14 protein-coding genes are annotated in these 21,532 nt (G+C 71.3%); 8 read left to right on the top strand and 6 right to left on the bottom strand.

Going from position 1 to position 21,532, the window contains the following annotated elements:
- Positions 1 to 257 precede the first annotated feature (257 nt).
- Positions 258 to 563 carry a hypothetical protein gene (locus ACIBVN_RS50485; RefSeq protein WP_397148320.1) on the bottom strand — a complete coding sequence of 102 codons (306 nt, stop codon included), beginning with the start codon at positions 561 to 563 and terminating at the stop codon, positions 258 to 260.
- Between the two features lie 128 nt (positions 564 to 691).
- Here ACIBVN_RS50485 and ACIBVN_RS50490 point away from each other — a divergent pair, with 128 nt between their 5' ends.
- From ACIBVN_RS50490 to ACIBVN_RS50500, 3 genes are all read left to right on the top strand, one after another.
- Complete coding sequence (locus tag ACIBVN_RS50490; protein WP_397148322.1) at positions 692 to 1,099, top strand: YbaB/EbfC family nucleoid-associated protein; 408 nt, start codon at positions 692 to 694, stop codon at positions 1,097 to 1,099.
- Between the two features lie 49 nt (positions 1,100 to 1,148).
- Positions 1,149 to 7,367 carry an NUDIX domain-containing protein gene (locus ACIBVN_RS50495; RefSeq protein ID WP_397148324.1) on the top strand — a complete coding sequence of 2,073 codons (6,219 nt, stop codon included), beginning with the start codon at positions 1,149 to 1,151 and terminating at the stop codon, positions 7,365 to 7,367.
- 127 nt (positions 7,368 to 7,494) lie between these two features.
- Positions 7,495 to 7,923 carry a hypothetical protein gene (locus ACIBVN_RS50500; protein WP_397148326.1) on the top strand — a complete coding sequence of 143 codons (429 nt, stop codon included), beginning with the start codon at positions 7,495 to 7,497 and terminating at the stop codon, positions 7,921 to 7,923.
- Positions 7,924 to 8,047: 124 nt separating this feature from the next.
- On the opposite strand, the gene ACIBVN_RS50505 is transcribed toward ACIBVN_RS50500, so the two are convergent.
- Positions 8,048 to 8,254 carry a cold-shock protein gene (locus ACIBVN_RS50505; protein WP_349453914.1) on the bottom strand — a complete coding sequence of 69 codons (207 nt, stop codon included), beginning with the start codon at positions 8,252 to 8,254 and terminating at the stop codon, positions 8,048 to 8,050.
- Between the two features lie 425 nt (positions 8,255 to 8,679).
- Here ACIBVN_RS50505 and ACIBVN_RS50510 point away from each other — a divergent pair, with 425 nt between their 5' ends.
- Positions 8,680 to 9,552 (top strand): LLM class F420-dependent oxidoreductase, encoded by an 873-nt coding sequence (locus tag ACIBVN_RS50510; RefSeq protein ID WP_397148329.1) that lies wholly within the window; start codon positions 8,680 to 8,682, stop codon positions 9,550 to 9,552.
- A 45-nt stretch (positions 9,553 to 9,597) separates the two neighbouring features.
- On the opposite strand, the gene ACIBVN_RS50515 is transcribed toward ACIBVN_RS50510, so the two are convergent.
- Positions 9,598 to 10,749, bottom strand: a complete 1,152-nt coding sequence (locus ACIBVN_RS50515) for a YeiH family protein (RefSeq protein ID WP_397148331.1) — start codon at positions 10,747 to 10,749, stop codon at positions 9,598 to 9,600.
- A gap of 70 nt (positions 10,750 to 10,819) precedes the next feature.
- Here ACIBVN_RS50515 and ACIBVN_RS50520 point away from each other — a divergent pair, with 70 nt between their 5' ends.
- Positions 10,820 to 11,716 carry a LysR family transcriptional regulator gene (locus tag ACIBVN_RS50520; RefSeq protein WP_397148333.1) on the top strand — a complete coding sequence of 299 codons (897 nt, stop codon included), beginning with the start codon at positions 10,820 to 10,822 and terminating at the stop codon, positions 11,714 to 11,716.
- A gap of 195 nt (positions 11,717 to 11,911) precedes the next feature.
- Here the strand turns inward: ACIBVN_RS50520 and ACIBVN_RS50525 are convergent, their stop codons facing one another.
- A complete protein-coding gene (locus tag ACIBVN_RS50525; RefSeq protein WP_397148335.1) occupies positions 11,912 to 13,261 on the bottom strand; it encodes a mannitol dehydrogenase family protein in 1,350 nt (449 codons plus the stop codon).
- Positions 13,262 to 13,419: 158 nt separating this feature from the next.
- On the opposite strand from ACIBVN_RS50525, the gene ACIBVN_RS50530 reads away from it, so the two are divergent.
- Positions 13,420 to 15,438 carry a GxGYxYP domain-containing protein gene (locus tag ACIBVN_RS50530; RefSeq protein WP_397148337.1) on the top strand — a complete coding sequence of 673 codons (2,019 nt, stop codon included), beginning with the start codon at positions 13,420 to 13,422 and terminating at the stop codon, positions 15,436 to 15,438.
- 68 nt (positions 15,439 to 15,506) lie between these two features.
- Here ACIBVN_RS50530 and lanL read toward each other — a convergent pair whose 3' ends face one another.
- Together lanL and ACIBVN_RS50540 are read right to left on the bottom strand one after the other, a co-directional pair.
- Entirely contained in the window at positions 15,507 to 18,164 is a 2,658-nt protein-coding gene (gene lanL, locus ACIBVN_RS50535; protein ID WP_397148339.1) for a class IV lanthionine synthetase LanL, read from the bottom strand.
- A gap of 125 nt (positions 18,165 to 18,289) precedes the next feature.
- Positions 18,290 to 18,460 (bottom strand): SflA family class IV lanthipeptide, encoded by a 171-nt coding sequence (locus ACIBVN_RS50540; RefSeq protein ID WP_165974944.1) that lies wholly within the window; start codon positions 18,458 to 18,460, stop codon positions 18,290 to 18,292.
- Positions 18,461 to 18,753: 293 nt separating this feature from the next.
- Between ACIBVN_RS50540 and ACIBVN_RS50545 the strand changes: the two genes are divergently transcribed.
- Both ACIBVN_RS50545 and ACIBVN_RS50550 read left to right on the top strand, forming a co-directional pair.
- Positions 18,754 to 20,679, top strand: a complete 1,926-nt coding sequence (locus ACIBVN_RS50545; RefSeq protein WP_397148341.1) for an ABC transporter ATP-binding protein — start codon at positions 18,754 to 18,756, stop codon at positions 20,677 to 20,679.
- Positions 20,676 to 21,515, top strand: a complete 840-nt coding sequence (locus ACIBVN_RS50550; RefSeq protein ID WP_397148343.1) for a MauE/DoxX family redox-associated membrane protein — start codon at positions 20,676 to 20,678, stop codon at positions 21,513 to 21,515. Before ACIBVN_RS50545 ends, ACIBVN_RS50550 begins: the two co-directional genes overlap by 4 nt.
- The last annotated feature ends 17 nt before the right edge of the window (positions 21,516 to 21,532 follow it).

A 21,532-nucleotide genomic window follows, 5' to 3' on the forward strand; every position in this document is an offset into this window, starting at 1 on the left:
CGGGCCAGCTGCGCCTGCGCGATGACCGAGCCGGGCAGCAGCGTCCCGGACAGGATCAGCTCCTTGACGCGGAGGTACGCGAAGTCCGCCTTGGTCGTGTAGAGCTCGGCTGCTGATTCGCTCATCGCTGTCCTGTCGCGTCGCTGATCGGTTATAACCTACACCACTGCCCATCGCTGCCTATCTCGGCGGTGTCGACCGACGGATGGGTCGTAGGTTATAAGCAAGTGTCGCGCTCGCCGGAGCGCGACGTCGGCTCAGGTACGCAAGGTGCTGGCGTCATTGCCGGCCTTGTACGTCTTCGACGCCCGCTGAAGCTTGGCCGCCTCCTCCCGGAGCGCGGTCGCCAGCAGTTCGAGCCCGGCGCCGATGCTCTCCATCCGCCGGCCGTGTGTCTGCCAGTACATGCGGGCGTAGTCGTCGTCGCCGAGGGCGGCGCGGGCCCCGCCCGACGAGGTCTCGAACCGGATGTGGGCCGCTGACACGTCGTCGGCCATGCAGTCCGCCGTGTCCGAGAGCCGGTGAAGGTGGCCATGGCTGTAGGCGACGCCGTTGAGCTCCACGGCTGGGCAGCCTAGCGGGCACGCGTGGACATCGGCGCGCTCAATATCGATATTTCGGTAAGAATGTTGGACAGAATGGTGCTTCTGAGGCCTTTGATGCTGGATGCGATCAGATGTGAGGGACGGGGATGACGACGGACGAGCACTGGCGGCTGCTGGAGCAACTCGTCCAGGAGGTCAACCAGCAGACCGAACAGCTCAAGAAAATGCAGGAGAAGGTACGGGACCTGTCGGCGACGGTCACGTCGGAGGACGACATGGTGACCGTGACCGTCGGCCCACGCGGTGAGGTGCGGGGGATCGAGCTGGACCCCCGGGTTTACCGCAAGCTGTCCCCGTCTGAGCTGTCCGCCTCGATCGTGGCGCAGATCGGGCGGGCGACCCGCCAGGTTTCCGGTGAGATGAAGGAGTTGATGGAGCCCTTCGGCGTGCCGGATCTTCCGTTCGAGGACCTGTTCGGCGAGGGAACGAGCTTCGAGTCATTCCTGCCGCACCCCGGCACGCCGGAGCCGGGGGCTCCGCGGTCGCCGTCGTGATCAGCCCGTGCCGATCACGACGATCGACCGAGAGGGATGACACCGGCTGATGGGGCTTGATCTCAGCCTGGTGCCCGACCTGGTGAAGCCGATGGCGCTGCCGTTGACGGGAGGGGCCTTCCCCGAAGCCTTCGTCGGCGGGGTCATCGACGAAGCGCAGGCGCTGGAGAACGTGGCGGACTTCCTGGCCAAGCTCAATACGGACGACGCCTCCGCGATCGTGCGGTTGCTGCGCGGCCACGAATGGCAGGGCGCCGCCAAGGAGGCGTTCGAGCAGGTGTTCGCCGCGCTCGGCGGGCAGCCGGAAGGGGACGACCCCCACTCGGAGGGGACGCTGCTCGACCTGCTGGAGCGGGCGCTCCGGGACGAGGCGAAGTCTCTGCGCGAGCACGGCGTGCGGATGCAGCACACCGAGTGGATGATCTATGCCTCCCTGGCGCTGCTCGGCGCGGTGATCGTCAAGCTGCTGGTCTGGATCTACGTCAACGGCCCGGCCGTTCTCCGGCTGATCCAGCACAACACGCTGCTGACCCAGGTGAACATCCAGACGATGAAGCGGCTCGTCCTCGTCAGCATGCTGAAGTTCGCGGGCATCATGGGCGGCCTGGACTTCGGCGTGCAGGTGGCGCAGCAGATCTGGGGGGATCGCGAAGAGGGGGACTTCGACCTCGCCTCGCTGGCGATGTCGCTCGGCAGCGGCGCCCTGACCGGTGCCCTGTTCGCCGGTGCGAACGTGGGGCTTTCGCGCCTGCTGAGCCGGGAGATGGTGTACGTCGCCTCCGAGGCCGAACTGGCCGTGCGTGACAAGATCGTGGCGATCGGGCAGAGCATGTACGGCCAGGCGCTGCTGGGCGGTGTGGCGGGCACCGCCGGCGCCGTCCCCGGGCTGGCGCTCAGCGGGCAACTCGACGCCTCGCACCTGGCCTACACCTTCATCGCCGGCGTCGCCGGCGGCCTCGACGTCCCCGCCTCGGCGCGGGTGAGCTACATCCCGATCAGGGCGGTCGCAGAGATCGGCGACACCCCGTCCACCAAAATCCCACACGCCGACACCGACCCGCCGCGCCAGCCCCCGCCCTCTCTCACTGCCGCACCGCACGATCCATCCGGAGCGCAGCCTCCGCCTCCTCCCAGTGGCGTGCCGCACGATGCACCCGGGGAGCAGCCTCCGCCTCCTCCCAGTGCCGTGCCGCACGACCCATCCGGCGGCGACATGCTGCCGGCTGCGGGGCACGACACCGCTGCCCTGGCGTTCCACCTCCGGCCCGAACGCCACGCCGACGTCGACACCCTGATCAACCGGCAGCCGTCCGAACCGGGCGCCAACCCGCTCCAGCCGCACTCGGACCGGGTGATCGTGGGCGAGGTCATCCGGCGCCATGACACACTCCTGGACGGTCCGGCCGGGGACGGAGCCGAACAGGGCGGAGCACCCGTACGACCCCCGCAGAACCTCCCGGCCGAGCGAACCCCGAGCGGCGAGACCGCCCCCGCCGCTCCGCGGACCCAGGCCGTGGTTCCGGGTGACCTCCCCCGCGGCTCACTGCTCCCGGCCACCGTCCCGGCGATCGTCACCGCGCCCCCCGACGACGCAGGCACCCCCGAACACAACGCCGCACAGGCAAGCCGTCATGGCCAGGAGAACGCGGATCCCAAGACCGCCGAAACGCGGCCCGCGACGCCCGACGCGGCCGATCCGGCGTCCACCGGTCAGAGCAGGCCGGAACGGCCGCAGCAGTCCCACGCCGACGACTCCGCGCTCCCCGCGTCTCACCCGCCACGCGAGCACAGCACACCACCGGTGAGCGATCCGCAGACATCGACGCTCTCGAGGATCCCCCAGGACCGGACGGGGCCGGCCCTGGAGCCCGCGCCGGGCCCGGTGGCGGGCACGGCCGCCGCTCGCCCTGTGACGGGTCACGGTGACCGGCCTGCCGAGGCGATGCCCGCGGCTCCCGCGCCGATCGCCGATGCGGCGGCGTCCGCCCGTCCGCACTCCTCCGAGCGCGGTGAACGCCCTGCGGAGGGGCCTGGTTCAGGCGCCACGGCCGACACGCCGCGTACGGGCCTCCAGGGCGACGCGAGCGTGCCCGTCGCCCGGTCCAGCGCATTGCCCGAGAACCCTCGCGGGCTCGAGCCGGTGGTGAGGCGGGTGGCGGACCTGCTCAGCCGGGACGGCCAACACGACCCGATCAGCGCCGCCGGCTGGCAGGCCGCCCATGCCGCGACGGTGAAGATGCTGATGGACACGATGCTGTCCCCGACGAAGGACATGCTCGGCGTGGGGCGCAAGCGGAATCTGCGGCAGGCGCTCGGCAACCCCGAGTACGATCTCGTCCTGAGCGAGCTCCCCTTCATGGGCAGAACCATAAGGACCTGGCAGGCGGTCGAACGGAGCTCCATCGCGTCCTTCGTGGAAGGCTCCCGCAAGTACGCGGACGTGCCACGCCGGATAATCCGCCAGATACCGTTCGACTCGCCCGAAGCGCACGACATAGTGAGACGGCTGGCCGCCGAGGAGCTCCTGCGGACATGGGGATACGGCGCCAGTGAGATGCTGCCGGAGCGGCTGGCCATGCACATGGCCGCGCGCGAGGAGTTCGGGCTGACCGGGGTTCTCGACCTGGAGGCGTACGGTGATCCCAACCGCAACATGACCGCCAGGGACGTGCACGCCCGTAGCGGGGACATGCTGCGCGACTTCCTCCGGCAGCAGTACGCGCAGACGCAGCGCGAACTGGAAAGCCGCGGGATCGATGAGCTGGTGCTCTACCGGGGAATAGCGTTCGACCCACGGCATCCGGTCCCGAGCTTGGCGGACGCCGCCGACGGCGATGTCGTGCAGGCTCCGCCCGCACTGCCGCTGCAGTCCTGGAGCGCCATCCCCGGAGTCGCCAAGCGGTACACCGGTCTGGGGGACGGGGCGGTCATGGCAGGGGTCTTCCCCGCCTCCCAGGTGTTGTCCACTCCGTGGACCGGCATGGGCCAGCTACCCCTCAACGAGTTCGTCGTGCTCGCCACGCCCGGCGAGGTCACCGTGCTGCGACCGCCGCACATCGTTGTGACCGGTCCCGGCATGTCCGGAGCGCATCCCACCCTTCCACCCGGCTGGCAGGTCCGGAGGTCCACCGACGCATGGACACAGTGCGAGCAAGGGCACAGGCACTGGGGAACAGAAGGCGGGGCAGGTCTGCTGCTCTTCCACCGCCTTCCTGACGGTGAGGTTCGCGTCCTCATGCAACTCCGCTCCATGGAGACGCACCACGGAGGGACCTGGGGACCGCCCGGTGGCGCCCGCCACAGCGGCGAAGGCCCGATCGATGCCGGTCTGCGTGAACCCCGCGAGGAGAACAGGCTGAACACGGACGAGGTGAACGTGCGGGGAGTGCATCACGACGATCACGGCGGCTGGACGTTCGACACCGTCATCGGCGAGATGCCGTACCTGGCCGACGTGTGGCCCGCATCCCGCGAGTCCCTCGACAACGCATGGGTACCGCTGGAGGAGGTGTCGCGCCTCAATCTGCACCCCGACTTCGCCCGAGCGTGGCCCGAGGTACGCGCGGAGCTCGAACGCATCCTGGCGGACTCCGACACCGGTTCCCGCCCACCGGCGCCCCCGGCTCCGCCCACATCCCCGGCGGCGACGCACCAGGTGCCCGCCCCACCGAACACCGCAACCGGTCTGTCTTCTGTGGCGGACGCGCGGCCACGGAACTTCGCCGAGGCCGCGGCGATCTTCTACCGCTGGACGCCTGACAACGGGAACACTCCAGACCCGAACCGCCGAGACGCTTCCGGCTCGCCGCCGCCGGCCGTGCCGGACGCGGAGCTCCTGGCAGAAGGCCGGCGCCTGTCAGCCCAGCTGCGTGTCCTCGACCCCGGCGAGACGACAACCAGGGCTCTGGCATTGATGGCCCGGACCATCGGCGGAGCGAACCCGTCGGGCGAGATTTCCGAAGTGGCGGCCGCACTTGGCTTGCCCCACGACATCGATGCCCTGGTCGAAGTGTTCAACGACGCCCGGCGGTATGGCATGTCCCCAGACAGCGCGACCGACCGCGCAGCCCTGACCGACATCCTCAGGAGGTCCATGGAGGTAGACCCTTATCGCTGGACGGGGCACCGGTACCAAACCCTGGTCGGTCTCCTCGCCGCGAATGTCAGGCAAGCACGCGCGGTCGGGCTCATGGTGAAGATGATGGGGGACACTGTCACCTACAAGAAGGCTCGAGATCTCGTCAGACCCGTGCTCCAGCGGTACGGCATCAGCGACGTCCAGCAATTACTCCCGGTCATCCATGCGGCCCACCAGAATGGCTACTTCCCCAGCGGAGCGACCGGGGAGCCGGCATTCCGCGCGGGCCTGGATGAGTTCTGGCGGCAAGACGCGCACCTGTGGGCCGGCGTGCTGCTCGCCGAACAGCTTTCCCTGCCCGATCTCCGCGACTCGACAGCACGATTGGTCGCGCGCCTGTACGAGATCGTCACAGGACTGGCCCTGGACAGGTTCCGCACCGGCGAGCCGCTGGAGTACCTGGCCGGCGATGTCGGGCAAGGACGCTCCGTTGAGCAGTTCGTCCGCCTGGCCGAGGAGGCGCAGGCGCACGGTGCCGACCTCGCGCGGGCGCCCAGCCGTCAGGAGATCGTCGACCGCCTCATCGCCTACCGGGCGCGAGATCCGCATCTTTGGGACGGACTGCGGGTCGCGGCCGAGCGCGACGTCATGCGTCCAAGCGACGACGAGGCGCGAGCGCTTTCGCGCCTGGCTGAGATCACCAGCTCCGAGGCGCCATCCTCTCTGTGGGTGTTCGACCCGTTGCGCCGGCTGGCGGGAGAGGCGGGTCTCGACCATTCCGTCGAACGGCTGGCCCAGCGGGCGGTCGAGGTCCAGCGGGACGGCTTCGACCTCTTCGGGCCGGTCGACCGGCGGCAGGTGCTCGACGCCCTCACCCAGCACGCCGGCCGTCCCGTGACCGGCCGGCAGCCGGACACGCCGCACGTACCGCCGGGGCTGCACGATCTCGCCCCCTCGATCGTCCGGGACGCCCGGCAGGCCGCGATCCAGGAGCACGCCACGGCGCGGCAGGCGTATCGCCAGGCCCACCCTCCCCTGCGCCGCTCCCTGTCACGGCTCGCCGGCCCCGACCCGCTGGCCGTGGCGGAGCAGCAACGGGTCGCCTCGCTGGAGGCCCGGGTCCACGCGTGGCAGCGCTGGCCGGAGGTCCCTGAGGTGTCCTATGTGAAAGATTTCGCGGCGTTCCGGCGCGCGTACGACCAGGCGGTGGAACGCGCCGCCAGGGGAGAGGCGGTGATTCCCTACATGCGGAAGAACGCCACCGCATCCCTGGCGGCCCGTGACGGCGGGCGCGGGTTCGGGCTGGAGCTCGAGTTCGACCTGCCGATCGGCGACGCCCGCCCCCGAGCCATGCAGGCCATAGCCCGTGACCTGTACAGGGCAGGTCTGACCAGCGACCCCCAGGTGCACGACTACCACACCATGCAGGCGCAGGGCTACCGTTCGGGACGCAACGGCGGGCGCGGTCTCTGGAGGCTGGAGCAGGACGGCTCGGTCGCGGGCGAACTGGTCTCACCTATTCTGTACGACGAGCCTGCGACCTGGGAGAACCTCCAGCTCGCCTGCGAGATCATCCAAGCGTATGGCGGCACGGCCAGCGCCAGCACCGGCGGGCACATCCACGTGAGCACATACGACTACGACCACATCGTGGAGAACTACACCAGCGTGGTGGACTACGTGGACCATCACAGCGATACGTTCTTCAGACTCGGGCACAATCCGGAGCGGGAAAGCCACCGGGGCCTCAAGTATTGCCGCCCCAACCGGCGGCCCGCAGCGGGCTACAAGTCGATAGCCCCGGTGCGGGATCACAACAGCAGGGGCAGCGCCGACCACGGGTTCGCGGTGAACCTGGAGAGCATAACCGGATCTCCGGAGGACCATATCGAGTTCCGCCTGTATGACGGCTCGCTCTACGCCCCATTGATCCAGTCCCAGGTGAAGGTATCGGTCGCGGCGGTGGATGCGGCGTTCCGCAACGTGACGCTGGGCCAGCCTCCCAACCGGGGGCAGCGCGACCTGCTGGGCACCCACGCCGAGCTCCTCAAGCTGGATCCGGCGTTCGACCTCACCGAGCGGGGAAGCCTCTCCTTCCGCTGTCTGATGGACGAGCTGTTCTGGCGGGCCGCCGACAAGGAGCAGGTCACCGCCGTGTACGCCGCCACTCGCTGGTTGCTCACGGCATGACGACGCAGAACGACCTCACCACGAAACGGGATGCCATCCAGTGGCCGTGATCATCCGTAACACCTCAGCGACGGAGCCGCCTCCGGCCGCACCGATCAAAGGCGATGGCCGGCCGTACCGCTATGAGATGATCTATGCAGGCGGGACCTACCGTGGCTACGCCGACGATTTCGCCGAGCTGGTCGAGATGCTCGTCCCCGGCTACGCCTCGCTCGCCACCGACGGCGAGCGCGCGTCGGCGCGTGTCCGCCTCGCCATGGACATGCAGGTCAGGACGCAGGCTCAGCTCGCGGCCGGAGGGCAACTCGATGCGTGCAGCGAGGCCGAGCGGGTCGTGATCCTCGGCGGCCGGCACGAACCACCGGCCCCCGCTCGATGGGAGGCGCCGGTGCCCCTGGTCCTGGTCTCGACCTTCTATGAGCCCGCCGGGGTGCTGCCGAGACCGTCGGGGCCCGCAGACCTGCAGGTCTGGCTCGACCCGGCCGACGACAGGACATTGCTGACCAGCCTGCACATGGCCGGCGTGATCGTTGTGGGCACGCAGGACGGGGCGTGAGCTTCCCGGGGGATCCTGGTCGCGCCGGCTGTGACCGTCCTGCCGTCGCCGCGCCTGCCGGGGAAAGCGGACCGGGCCTGACCCCCGGTGAGGGGGCAGGCCCGGCCTTGTGACACGCCTGAGGTCAGGCGGGGACGATGTTCTCCGCCTGCGGGCCCTTCTGGCCCTGGACGATGTCGAAGGACACCTTCTGGCCCTCGGTCAGCTCACGGTAGCCGCCGTTGGAGACGATGTTGGAGTAGTGCGCGAAGACGTCGGCGCCGCCGCCGTCCTGCGCGATGAAGCCGAAGCCCTTTTCGGAGTTGAACCACTTCACGGTTCCGGTAGCCATGTCGATCTCCTTCAGATACGTGCAGGTAACGGAATTCGCGCCTTGCGAAATCCGTGTCGCCGCGATGAGCCCATCCGGAAATGACCGGCAAACAAAAACGCGCCCGAATTTTACTCTGGCAGGCGCGCGCAAAGTCTCTATGGGAACCATAACTGCAACACCCGACAGGCTAGCACACGCTTGCGGTGGTGCCGGTGACACGGCCGTTCACAGTGAGGCTTCCACCATAATCTGCGCTCCCGTCCGGTTTCGAATGCATGGCGGGAAACCTGAATGGAGGTGTCATATGACCCGGTATGTCGTTGATCGCAGAGGCGGCCGGGCAGGTACGGGGCGGTGATGCCCGGACCATGGATCTTGGCTCGTGACCGGCCGAGTGGCGCTCTGTAGGCTGGCCGGTGGATGCCGACGTTCAGGGAGCCGCTATGAAGCTCGGTCTGCACATTCCCGATTTCACCTGGCCGGGCGGGGCCGGCAGGCTCGGACCCGACCTCGCCGACGTGGTGAAGAGCGCCGAGGAGGCGGGCTTCGACCGGATCAGCGTCATGGACCACGTCTGGCAGATCGGGGTGGTCGGTCCGGCCGAGCACGAGATGCTGGAGGCCTACACCACGCTCGGTTTCCTGGCCGCGCACACCACCAGGGTCAAGCTGCTGACCCTCGTCACCGGCGTCGTCTACCGCGATCCCGGGCTGCTGGCCAAGATGGTGACCACGCTCGACGTGCTGTCCGGCGGCCGCGCCATGCTCGGCATCGGGGCGGCCTGGAACGAGGAAGAGGCCCGTGGACTGGGGCTCTTCTTCCCGCCCCTGGCCGAGCGGTTCGAGCGGCTGGAGGAGACGCTGCAGATCTGCCTGCAGATGTGGGCCGAGACCGAGCGGCCGTACGACGGAGAGCATTACCACCTCGGGCGCACGCTCAACTCGCCGCAGCCGATCTCCCGCCCGCATCCGCCGATCCTCATCGGCGGGTCCGGCGAGAAGAAGACGCTGCGCCTGGTGGCGAAGTACGCCCAGGCGTGCAACCTGTTCCCGGGCCCTGAGCTGGCTCGCAAGCTCGAGGTGTTGCGCGCGCACTGCGAGCGCGAGGGCACCGACTACGACGCGATCGAGAAGACCGTGCTGTTCAACTTCGACGTCGGCGAGAAGGGCGAGAACGTCCCGCAGATCATCGACTCGCTGGGATCCCTGGCCGGGCAGGGATTCAGCGTCGCGCACGGGCGGGTCGCCGGGGTCTCCGGGATCACTCCGCTGGAGATCATCGGCAGCGAGGTGGTCCCGGCGATCGCCAACCTCTAGCCTCGGCCGGAGACCGCCCGGCCGGCATCGCGGCACACGCCGGAGTCAGCCGAGCAGTGACACCCCCGCCAGCGAGATCGCTCCGATGAGCACGGTGGCGATGCCCCCGAGCAGCATGACCCGCCCGCCCTTGAGCAGGTTCCGCAGGTTGATACCGGTGCCGAGGGCGAACAGGGCGGCGGCCATCAGTACGTTCGTGACCGCGGGCACGTGCTCGGTCACCGCCGACGGCAGCAGCCCCGTGCTCCGCACCACCACCATCGCCAGGAACCCGGCCACGAACAGCGGCATGATCGCAGGCCTCTTCCGTCCGCCCGCCGCCGTGGGCGCGGCGGGCGGTGCCCCAGCGGGGGCGGCGGCTGGCGGTGCCGCAGAGGGGGCGGTGCCGCGCACGGACGCGGGCACCGTCGTACCGGCGGGCACAACCACGGGCATCCGGCCGGCGTCCGACGTGCCGGCAGGCGTCCTGGCGTCCGGCGCGCCGGCAGGTGGTGCCGCGCGGCGGCGCAGGGACGTGGTGACGGCGACGATGGGGGCGAGCAGGACGACCCGGCCCAGCTTCACCGTCACCGCCGTCACGAGGGTGCCCGAGGCGGCGCCGATCGCCGCCACCTGGGCGACCTCGTGCACGGCGGCTCCCGCCCACACCCCGAGCTGGTCGGGCGAGAGGCCCAGCCTGGACGCCAGCAGCGGCAGCACCACGATGGCAGCGCTGCCGTAGAGAACCACCACGGCGAGCGCGCCGGCAGCGTCATCGTCCGAACTGTCGGTGCTGTCGTGCATGGCCGCGATCGCCGACGCACCGCAGATCGACACGCCCGTGGCGACCAGCAGCGACGTCCCGGGCGGAAGGCCGAGGCGGCGGCCGGCCAGCGGGGTGAGGACGAACGTGAGCCCCGTGGCGGCGGCGACGACCGCGAGCGACTGCCATCCGAGCGCGAGGATCTGCGGCACCGCGATCTGCAGCCCGAGCAGTACGATCGCCGCGCGCAGCACCCGCCTGGAGACGAACAGGAGCCCGGGGCGCAGCCGCGCGTGGATCGCCCCGGCGGTGGCCAGTGCCGATCCCAAGGCCACGGCGGCGGTGGCGGGACTGAGCCCCGGCACGAACCGGTTGGCCACCAGAGAGGCCGCCACCGCCAGCGCGCACGCCGCGATGCCCGGCAGAAGGTGTGCCTTGGCGGGGGCGAGAATCATGATCCCAGTCTTCGGGGCCATCGAGAGGGCCGGTAGCCGCGCGTTGCCTGGGAGGTCATAGCCTACGGCTATGACCCCGTTGCCCGATCTCGACTCGCTCAAGCTCCTGGTGGACGTGGGCGAGCTCGGCAGCCTCGGCCAGGCGGCCAAGCTGGCGGGCATCGCGCAGCCGTCCGCGAGCAAGCGCATCGCCCAGTTGGAACGGCGTCTCGGCCTGCCGCTGCTGGAGCGGACGCCGCGCGGCTCCACACTCACCGCCGAGGGCAAGATGGTCGCGGGCTGGGCCACCCAGGTGCTCGCGGCCGCACAGGAACTCATGCGGGCCGCCGAAGCCGTCCGGCACAGCGAGGCGGCGCACCTGCGGGTGGCCGCCAGCATGACGGTGGCCGAGTACCTGGTGCCGCGCTGGCTCGGGGAGTTCCAGAGCCGCGAGCCCGGGGTCCAGGTCGGCCTGGACGTGCTGAACTCCGCCGACGTCGCGGCGCTGGTGTTGTCCGGGACCGGGGCCGTGGAGCTGGGGTTCGTGGAGGGGCCCAACGTGCCGGACGGGCTGGCCAGCCGAGTGGTGGGCACCGACAGGCTGGTCGTCGTGGTGGCCCCGGGACATCCCTGGGCACGCCGCCGCACGTTGCTCAGGGGCCCGGAGCTGGCCGCCACGCCGCTGGTCGTACGCGAGCAAGGCTCCGGCACCCGCGAGACCCTGGACGTCGCCTTCGCCGGGCACCACCGGGCCAGCCCGCGCCTGGAGCTCGGGTCGAACTCGGCCGTCAAGGGCGCCGCCCAGGCGGGCGCGGCCCCGGCGGTGCTCAGCTGGTACGCGGTGGAAGCCGAACTGGCCACCGGCCGCCTCGTCGAGGTGCCGCTGGCGGGCCTCAACCTGGTCAGGAACATGCGCGCGGTCTGGCGCCGTGGCCGCCCCCTCGCGGGCCCTGCCGCGACCCTCCTGGCCATCGCCAGCCGCCCCTGACCCGCGCCGACTGTCGCCAGCCGCCTCTGACCCGCGCCGACCTTCGCCCAACACCCAGAGCGTCACCCGCTCGGCCACGGTCACTGCCGGGTGCCTGCCGTATTCCGGGTGAACGTCCCACGGGCCGGTCAGCCGGAGCGTCTCGGCGGTGCTCGACCGGCGTCTCCCGCTCGCGGTCCGGTACGCCGGGATCCATCACGGCGGGCCGGCATCGAGTGCGCGGAGGGTGGCGGGGACGCCGTCGGCGTTGAGCCGCTCCAGGGAGTCGGTGACCAGTTCGCGGAAGACCCGGTTCTCCTTGAGGTCGGCGCCGAAGATCTCCTCGATCGCCAGCAGGCGGTTCACGGTCGCCGCGGCGGAGGCCGTCCCGTCTCCGCGCAGCCGCTCGGCCAGCGGGTCGTCCAGCTCGCGTGACGTGGTGACGTGCCGCATCCACCCGGCCACGGCCAGCGCGATCCACCGGGGTTCGTGCCTGTGGGCCAGCCGGTCGCGCGCCGGGTCCAGCAGGCGCTGCGGCAGCTTCTGCGAGCCGTCCACCGCGATCTGCGCGACGCGGTGCCGCAGGCCGGGATTGGCGAACCTGACCAGCAGCGAGTCCTTGTATCCCGCGAGGTCGAACCCGTCCAGCCCGTCCAAGGTGGGCGAGAGGTCGTCGTCCATCAGCCGGCGCAGGAACCCGGCGAACGCGGGTTCGCCCACGGCGTCGGACACGTGCGCCGCGCCCGACAGATAGGCGATGGCCGAATGGCTGCCGTTGAGCAGGCGCAGCTTCATGCGCTCGTACGGCCGGACGTCACCCACCAGGAGCGCGCCCGCCTTGTCCCAGGCCGGCCGGTCCCCGGCGAAGGAATCCTCGATCACCCACTGCGTGAACGGCTCGGTGACGACCGCGCCCAGATCGGTCACGCCGAGCCTGGCGGCCATGTCATCCACGTCGGCCCGCGTGGTCGCGGGGACGATCCGGTCCACCATGGACGCGGGGAAGCTGACGTTCTCCTCGACCCACGCGAGCAGCGGCGGTTCGCACAGCTCTGCCACGAGTCCGGCGAGAGTCGCGCCGTTGCCGGGGAGGTTGTCGCAGGAAACGACGCTGAGCGGGCCCGCGTCCGCGGCGGCACGGGCGCGCAGCCCGGCGACGAGCCTCCCGATCGCGCCGGGCAGCGCGTCGCGGCGGTACGCCTTCTCGGTGATGGTCAGCGTGACGACCGCGGTCTCCGGTGCGGCCAGCCGTACGGCGAGGTTGTCACCGGGGGCGAGCACCTCGCGCACCGATCCGACCACGCGGACCTCGTCGCCGGCGCGCACGCCGTAGAGGCAGTCCTGGGGGCGGAGCCGGTCGGCCACGTCGGCGCTGCGCTGGCTGGCTCCGCAGATGCCCCAGCGGTCGTCGCCGGTCGCGGCCATGGCGCGCTCGGTGTAGACGGCCTGGTGTGCCCGGTGGAAGGCGCCGATGCCCAGGTGCACGACGCCGGTGACGCGCGGTTCCGCGAGCGGGCGCGCGGCGGGCGCGACCCTGGACAGGGTGGCGCGGCTGAGCCTTGTCAATGGTGCTGCTCCCGTCTGTCAGCCGACGCCGTACTCGAGATCGAAGGGGTTCCCGACCGCGTCTTACAGCATGGACAACATCACGTCACGTTGTTACGTTCGAGGGCAGTTGACAGCGGTGTCAATCCTTGGCCCCCCACGAGGAGCGGAGATCGTTGATGGTGTCACGACGCAGTTTCCTGCGGGCGAACGGCGTGGTCCTCGCGGCCGGCGGCCTCGGCCTCACCCTACAGGCGCCCGCCGCCGCCGGAACTCGCCCCACCGCCCCCCTCCTTCCGAACTTCGGCCGTCCCACCCACCTCGACTTCGCCGACATCAGCACCCTCCACGGCGACGACCAGCTGCTCCTGACCACCCTCCAGGGCGTCGTCAACCGCCGCCGCCCGCGCCTCTACTTCAACTACGACGCCGCCGGCTACGACCGGCGCTGGTTATCCAGCACCGGCGCCGCGGTCACCCGCCACGACCGCCCCCTCGACCTGGTCGCCCGCTACCGCGCCGAGGTGCGCGGCGCGATCCTGCACGACCCGGACGTCCCCGACTCGGTCAACGTGGCCACCACCCTGGCCGGCCTGGAGAACGCCGTCGCCGCCACCGCCGAGCAGGCCGCCGCGCACGGCCTGCGGACCGTCGCGGACCTGCGCGGCCGCTTCGACCCCGGCGACGTCCTGGCCACGTACCGCTGGCAACTCGACCACCTGTTCCCCCGCTGCGGCCACGCCCTGCTCGCCGGGCTCCCGCCCACCAGGACGGTGCGGGTGGACGGCGTGCGGTGGCGCGAGCTCGCGCGAGAGACCGAGCGCGTGCGCGACTCCGCCAACCGGGCGGTGCACACGTTCGACCTGAGCCCGGAATTGCCGGCCGCCCAGGACGGCGTCTATCTGCGCTTCCAGGACTCGCTCGGCGACGACGGCTGGGGTGCGTCGGTGGGCTCGGTGAAGGTGACCGCGGACGGGACACAGATCGCGGCGTTCACCCCCGGCACGGACGCCGAGGCCCCCTACCTCTTCGACGGCCTCAACTCCGCCATCGGCGGCGACGGCAACCGCTTCGCCGACGGCGGCAACTACTTCATCTACCGCTTCACCGCCCCCGCCGGCGCCCGGCAACTGCTCGTCGAGGTGGACCTGTGGAACCAGTACCTGGTCACCGCCGCCACCACCGCCCCCACCAGGGTCGAGCCGTTCCCCTACTTCCGCGACTACGCGGTGGCGACCCGGGCCATGGTCTTCTGGCTGCCGCCCACCGGCGGGACCGGTGAGCTGCTCGACGAGATCTTCGGCCGGGTCGAGCCCACCACGCCGTACGCGGGCTGGTTCTCCAACGACGTGGCAGGAGAGTGGGGCGGCGTGGACCGGGCCTCCCAGCACGCCGTCGAGGTGGTCCCCGCCGACTACTACATGAACGCCACCGTCCACGCCGGGGTCTCCGCCAGGATCTCCGACCAGGTGCGCCCGCGACCGCCGGCCAGGCTGCGCAACCGCGTCTACCTCACGCTCACGGTCGGCGAGGGCGACAACATCCAGTACTGCCAGCGCCGGATGCGCGAGATCTGGGACGACCCCAAGCGCGGCGTCGCGCCGGTCAACTGGACGGTCAGCCCGCTGCTTGCCGACATCGGGCCCGCACTGCTGGCGTACTACCAGCGCACGGCCACCGCCAACGACCTGCTCGTCGCCGGCCCGTCCGGCGCCGGCTACACCTACCCGGGGTCGTGGCCGGCGGCGGATTGGGCCGCGTACACGCAGCTCACCGGCCGTTTCCTGCGCCGCACCGGGATGGACCTCGTCTACGCATACAACCACCGCAAGCCCGAGGGCGACGGCTGGGTGGCCTTCGACGAGCGCATCGTCGCCGCGTACCGGCGTGACACCCCGGTACGCGGCATCATCCAGTCGTGGGAGTCCGGCGACCTGCTGATCGACCCGGCGGGCCTGCCCGTGATCGGGAACTTCTCGCCGCAGGGCAAGGCGCAGGAGTACCGGGACACGCTGGTGCGGCGGATCGAGGGATGGGACGGGGGCGAGCCGCTGTTCATCGCCGGCGCGGTCAACGCCTGGAACTGGACGCCGGCCGACATCGCCGAGCTCGCCGGCCTCCTGCGGGACCCGTTCGAGCTCGTCCGCGGCGACACGTTCTTCGCGCTGCTGCGCGAACACCTGTCGGGCGCCGCGTAGAAGCCGGATCACCGGCGCGATCCCGATCCGGCGTCGCGCTGGTGATCCGGGCCGGCTGGTGATCCGGGCTATTCGGGCAGCCGCCAGCCGGCCGTCCACAGGCGCGTGCCCGAGCGGCGGTCGAGGCGGCGCAGGAACGACAGGACGCCCGCGCTGCCGGTGCTCCAGGTGTAGGCCGGCTTGTCGAGGTCGTTGCCGGGGAAGACCGGCTGCGCCGGCTCGCCGCCGGCCCGCACCAGCATCAGCTCGGCGATCTCCTCCGCGCCGCGCCAGTAGCCGCCGTCGCCCGTGACCATCGCCAGGTCGATCAGCGCCTCGCCGATGCCCGCCAGGCCGCAGCACTGCGAGACCACCCACGCCTGCGGCGCGACGACGAGGCACGCCCGCGCGCCCCGCTCGGCGAGGTCCAGGTAGCGGTCCTCGCCGTACGCGCGGGCCGCGTGCGCCAGCGCGCCGACGATGCCCGACATGCCCTGGCACCAGGACGCCCCCATCGCCCGCGCATCCGGGCCGTGCAGCTCGCCGATCAGCGCCTCGGCCCGTACGGCCAGCGCCGCGAACCGTTCCCTGGCCGCCTCGCCGGCCGCCGGGTCGCCGGTGGCCTCGTGGTAGGAGAGCAGGAAGTCCGCGCAGCCGGCGTCGCCGTGGGCGTACGCAGTGTCGACGGACACACCGGAGCCGGGCTGCGCGGGCGCCACGGCGTCCTCCGACCGCGTGACGTCACCGGAGACCAGCAGCCGGGCGCACTCGTCGGCGATGCTCAGGTGCCGGGCGTCGCCCGGTTCGGCGGCTGCCAGCGCCAGATGGCCCGAGCCGATGCCTGCCACGCCGTGCGCCTGGTCGGCCCGCTGCGGGCCGTCGAGGGTGACAGGGTCCGGCGCCGCCAGCTCCGGCACGGCGGTCAGGCGGGCCGCGGTCAGGAACAGCGTGGTGCCGGTACGGCCGAAGTACAGCGAGGGCGGGAGCTTGGCGGGTGGCATCACGCGGGCCGTCCACCGGGCCAGGTCGGCGGCGACGGCCTTGGCCTCAGGGTGGTGCAGCAGCTCCATGCCGACCCCGGCGCAGCCGCCGTAGACGTTCGTCACCGGCGGGCTCTCCCGGCGGGCGTCCTCGGGGGCGGCCATCAGCCGCTCGGCGAAGGCCGCGCACTCGCGCACGGTGTGGTCGAGCGCCTTGGACAGCAGTTCCCCGGTGAGCTTCGGCGTGGCGGGCAGGCTCCACCGCCCCGCCGGTGGGCGCTCGGCGGCGGGCCGCCCTTCGCCGGACCTGATCTCGGCGGCGGCCGCGGTGCGGTCGGCGGGGTCGAGGCTCAACAGGCCGGGCAGCAGGCCGACGACGCCCGTCGTGACGTCCGGGAACATCCGTGCCAGGCACATGAGCGTGCGCTCGACGTTACGGACCGGGTCCGGGCCGATCATGATCGGGTTCATCCCGGTGGCCGCGAAGAACAGCGTGGCGCCCATCGAGAAGTAGTCGTCGGCGGGCACGGACTCACGGTCGGTGTGCTGGTCGGGCACGCTGTAGCCGCGGCTCCAGCCGGGCAGCTGCAGTCCCTCGTACCTGCTGTTGCCGAAGTCGATGAGGGTGCAGCGGCCGTCCTCGCCGAGCACGACGTTCTTGGGCGAAAGGTCACGGATGACGACGCCGCGCGAGTGCACCGCGTCGATCACCTCCAGCAGCCGGGCGGCCAGCGCGCCGAGGTCGCGCTCGCCGTCGGCGGGCTCCGTGGTGAACAGGCCGTTCTCCGCGACGAACCGGTTGAGGTCGCGGCTGCCCTCGTCGGTCATGACGAGGAACTCGTCCTCGCCGTGCCGGAAGTGGTCGATCGGCTCCGGTATGCCCGTCACGCCCTTGAGCGCCTGGAGGATGCGCAGCTCGTTGCGGAGGTACATCCGCAGGTCCCAGCCCTCGACGTTCTCCCCGACGTACGCGCGGGCCTCCTTGACCACGACCCGCCGGCCGGCGGCGTCGGTGGCGCGGTAGACGTTGCCGCGCGGGCCACGCACGACGCCGGACGTCACCCGGTACCGGCCGCCGATGACCCGGCCGGTGCCCCGCTCGGCGGCTCGTCCCGCCGTCTCCGCGGGTGGCAGCGTTCCCAGTGACGGCCGTGCACCGGGCTGCTGCGCGTCCGGCGGGCGGGCCTCGGCGGGGTCCGCGGGGCGGAACGGGTCCGTCGCCCAGGGCGGGCAGGTGAACTCCGGGCCGGCCGCGCCCGGCAGTTGCTCGCCGTCCGGACCGATCACGATCAGCTCGAAGTCGCCGTTCTCGTCCACCCGGTATTGCGGGGCGAACGGGGCGTACCTGTAGTAGACCGGAGCGTCGGGGCGTACCCGGCGATCGCTGACGATGCGCGGGGCCGACAGCCCGGACAGGGCGTCGGCGAGGGCGTGGCCCAGCTCGACCACTGCGTCCTGCTCCGGGTAGACCGTCATGGCCTTGCCCACGGCTCCGGGGTCGACGTCGCCGGAGTTGAGCTCCATGAGCCTGTGGGCGGAGCGGGCGACCTTGAAGGCGCAGCCGGTGCCCGCCAGGATCGGCAACACGCGGTCAAGGGTGTCGGCGAGGGTGCCGGGACGTGCGGAAACGTGGATTTTCCAGCCCTGTAATGGAATGTCCGTGTGAGGGTCGTGAACGCTGATCCACGTGTCGTCCTCGTATAGTTCCCTACCATTCGAATCTGCAAATTGGGTAAGGCGGTCGAGCACATTACTATCCACGGTCACCCCTCAATAATGGAGCGCATGTTCTGATACGAGAAAAGGCCACCAGAACAGCACCGATGGCCTTTCCCCAGCGCTTTGCATCACCACGCGTCACCGCGTGACAACAGGCGCTTCACATACGGGCGTCACACGATGGACGGGCAGCACGGGAAGCTGCTGCACACCGTCCGCTTGCAGGTGTTGACGCAGGCCTGAGGGCCGTGGAGCAGCTTGTTCAGCTCGCCTTCGAAGTCGACGGCGAGGTCTTCGTACTCCAGGACTCCGGCGTCGCGGGGCTCAAGGGCGAGGACCGACATAAGGGCTCCTTCCTTGGCCGCCTTTGGGCGGCCGACGTGGGGATCCGAGCGTCGGGATAGCACCGGTAGGCGCCTTTCCCGTGCCCTGCCCACGACCGGCGAATCGTTTACACGTTCCCCCGTCGCGAGCAAACGGACGCATTATGTGCATATATCCAGAAGTCTGTCCAGGGGTGGCCGTTAACGGCCATAAATGTGTTGACATGCTCCTTTACAGCGGGAGTTCGATCTTCTAGATTGGCGTGCGTGATGGGGGGATCTTCGGCGTGCCTGCCACGAAACGGCGCCCTCGCGTGAAGCTCTGGCGGCGCCGGCGCGGTACGAGCGTCCCGGACGACAGGTCGGGGCTCGTGGTCGCGTACTGGGAGAGCCATGACGAGCACCTGCTGACCGCCACCCTCGGCACGATCGCCCGCAGGCTGCCGTCCCTGGTGGCCGCCGCGCTGCGGATGGCGTGGCAGGCCAGTCCCCGCGACACCGCCGTGGCCCTGGCGGGAAATCTCGCGGCGGGGGTCTTCACCGTCTTCGGCCTGGTGGCCACCTCCGATGTGCTGGCCTCGCTGTTCGCCGCCGGTCCGACGCCCGACCGGGTGTGGAGCGCGCTGCCCTCGCTGCTGCTCGTGGCCGCCGCCGCGGGGCTGCGCGGCGCGCTGCTGGCCGGCGCCGGGTGGGCGCAGGCGCGGCTCAAGCCGCAGGTCGAACGGCTGGCCGAGACCCGTCTGTTCGAGCTGACCACCCGGGTGGAGCTGGCCGCGTTCGACGACCACGACTTCCACAACGCGATGCGGCGGGCCCGCGACAGCGGCGTACCCGACACCGCCACCGTGGTGGAGATGACGATCGCCGTGGTCACCGGTGCGGTCGGCGTGCTCGCCTCAGCCGTGGCACTCGGCCTGCTGCACCCGCTGCTCATGCCGTTGCTGCTGGTCACCGCCGTGCCGGCGGGATGGGCCGCGGTGCGCATGGCCCGGCTGGGCTATCAGGCGTTCTACCGGCTGTCCGCCGCGCGGCGGCGCAAGTTCATGTTGTCGGACCTGATGGCCGAGCGGCAGCCCGCCGCCGAGGTGCGGGCGTTCACGCTGCGGGACTTCCTGCTCGGCGAGTACGGCAGGGTGGCCGACCTGGAGCAGGACGTTCAGCTCGACGTGGCACGGCGGCGGGCCGCGACCAAGGCGGGCGGCGACCTGCTGACCGGCGTGGCCACGGCCGGCGTGTACGTGGTGCTCGGTGTGCTGCTGGCCGCCGGCGTGATCCCGTTGTCGGTGGCCGGCGCGGCCGTGCTGGCGATCAGGACCGGGCAGATGTCGCTCACCGCCCTGATCCAGACCATGAACCGGCTCTACGAGGCCGGCCTCTACTTCGGTGACTACCTGACCTTCTGCGAACTCGCGCGGGAGCGCGTCCCCGCGCCGCCGACCGCGCTCCCGCCCGCCGCGCTCGCGCCCGCCGCTGAGCCGGCTCCGTTCAGCCTGCTCACTGCCGAGAACGTCACATTCACCTATCCCGGCGCTGACCGGCCCGCGCTGTCGGGCGTCAGTGTGAGCGTCGGCCGGGGCGAGGTCATCGCCCTGGTCGGCGAGAACGGCTCGGGCAAGACGACCCTGGCCAAGCTGCTGGCCGGGCTGTACCGGCCGCAGGAGGGCACGATCCGCTGGGACGGCGTCGATCTCGACGCGTTCGACGGTGACGCCCTGCGGCGGCAGATCTCCGTGATCGCCCAGGACCACACCCGCTGGCCGCTCACCGTCCGCGAGAACATCCTCATGGGACGCCCCCTGGAGGAGGACCGGCTCGCCGCCGCCTCCGCCGCGGCAGGCGCCGACGAGGTGGTGGCGAGGCTGTCCGACGGCTACGACGCGTTGCTCGACCGCCGCTTCCGCGGCGGCCACGACCTGTCGGGCGGCCAGTGGCAGCGCATCGCCGTGGCACGCGGGTTCTACCGCGACGCCGCGCTGGTCATCTTCGACGAGCCGACCTCGGCCCTGGACGCCCGCGCCGAGCACGCCCTGTTCGAACGGATCCGCGGCCACGCCGACGGCCGCACCATCGTCCTCATCACGCACCGGCTGGCCAGCGTCCGCTACGCCGACCGCATCTACGTGCTCGACGGCGGCACGGTCGCCGAGCAGGGCACGCACACCGAGCTGATGGAACGCGACGGCCTGTACGCCGGCCTGTACGAGCTGCAGGCCTCGGCCTTCCAGCAGACGGTGCCATGATCGTCGCCGAGTCGGCGTACCTCGCCGTGGCCGCGATGCTGCTGGTGGCGGCGCTGGGCAAGCTGCGCGACGTGCGCGGCTTCGCCGGGTCGGTGGCCGGCTACCGGCTGCTGCCTGGTCGGCTGGCCGGTCCGGCGGCGGTGGCCGTGCTCGCGGCCGAGCTCGTCGCCGCCGGGCTGCTGCTCGCGCCGGGCGGTCAGCGGTGGGGAGCGGTGGTGGCGGCGGCCCTGTTCGCCGCGTTCCTGGCGGCCATGGCGTCGGTGCTGCGGCGGGGGATGGCCGTGGACTGCGGTTGCTTCGGCGGCCGTGACCTCGTCGGTGCCGGCACGCTGCTGCGTACCGGCCTGCTGCTGGTCCTCGCGGTGACGGCGACCCTGACCGGGCCGGTCGCGTTCGCGCCCGTCCAGCTCCCGGTGGCGGCGGCCCTGCTCGGGCTGGCCTTCCTGCCCGCACGACTGCTGCGGGCCGAGAGACCCTCGGCCGGACCGCGTCCCGGCGCCCGCTTCGCGCTGGCCGGCGCGCCGGAGCCGGCCGGTGACCTGGTGATGTACGCGTTGGTCTCACCGGCGTGCGGGTTGTGCAAGACGATGCTGCCGGAGTTCGCCGCGACGGCCGCCCGCCTGGAGGTCGTGCTGGTCAGCGCGGTGGACGGGTACGGCGGCGCCGGGCTGCCCGTGGTCGTGGACCCGGACGTCTTCGACCGCAACGACATCCCGTGGCCGCCGTACGTGGTGGTGACCGACCGCGCCCGCACCGTCCTGGCGGCGGGCGGCGCGGCCGAGCCGGCACAGCTGGAGCAGGTCCTGTCCCGCGCCGGCGCGGCCGCTCCCAATTGAGAAATCGTCGATGCCGC

Origin of the sequence: Nonomuraea sp. NPDC049400 (assembly GCF_044466425.1) — a bacterium.
Classification (GTDB): domain Bacteria; phylum Actinomycetota; class Actinomycetes; order Streptosporangiales; family Streptosporangiaceae; genus Nonomuraea.

Coding starts and splice junctions, on each gene's coding strand:
- ACIBVN_RS50490 (WP_397148322.1), top strand. CDS start 692: ATGACGACGGACGAGCACTGGCGGCTGCTGGAGCAACTCGTCCAGGAG.
- ACIBVN_RS50495 (WP_397148324.1), top strand. CDS start 1,149: ATGGGGCTTGATCTCAGCCTGGTGCCCGACCTGGTGAAGCCGATGGCG.
- ACIBVN_RS50500 (WP_397148326.1), top strand. CDS start 7,495: ATGATCTATGCAGGCGGGACCTACCGTGGCTACGCCGACGATTTCGCC.
- ACIBVN_RS50505 (WP_349453914.1), bottom strand. CDS start 8,254: ATGGCTACCGGAACCGTGAAGTGGTTCAACTCCGAAAAGGGCTTCGGC.
- ACIBVN_RS50510 (WP_397148329.1), top strand. CDS start 8,680: ATGAAGCTCGGTCTGCACATTCCCGATTTCACCTGGCCGGGCGGGGCC.
- ACIBVN_RS50515 (WP_397148331.1), bottom strand. CDS start 10,749: ATGATTCTCGCCCCCGCCAAGGCACACCTTCTGCCGGGCATCGCGGCG.
- ACIBVN_RS50520 (WP_397148333.1), top strand. CDS start 10,820: ATGACCCCGTTGCCCGATCTCGACTCGCTCAAGCTCCTGGTGGACGTG.
- ACIBVN_RS50530 (WP_397148337.1), top strand. CDS start 13,420: ATGGTGTCACGACGCAGTTTCCTGCGGGCGAACGGCGTGGTCCTCGCG.
- ACIBVN_RS50540 (WP_165974944.1), bottom strand. CDS start 18,460: ATGTCGGTCCTCGCCCTTGAGCCCCGCGACGCCGGAGTCCTGGAGTAC.
- ACIBVN_RS50550 (WP_397148343.1), top strand. CDS start 20,676: ATGATCGTCGCCGAGTCGGCGTACCTCGCCGTGGCCGCGATGCTGCTG.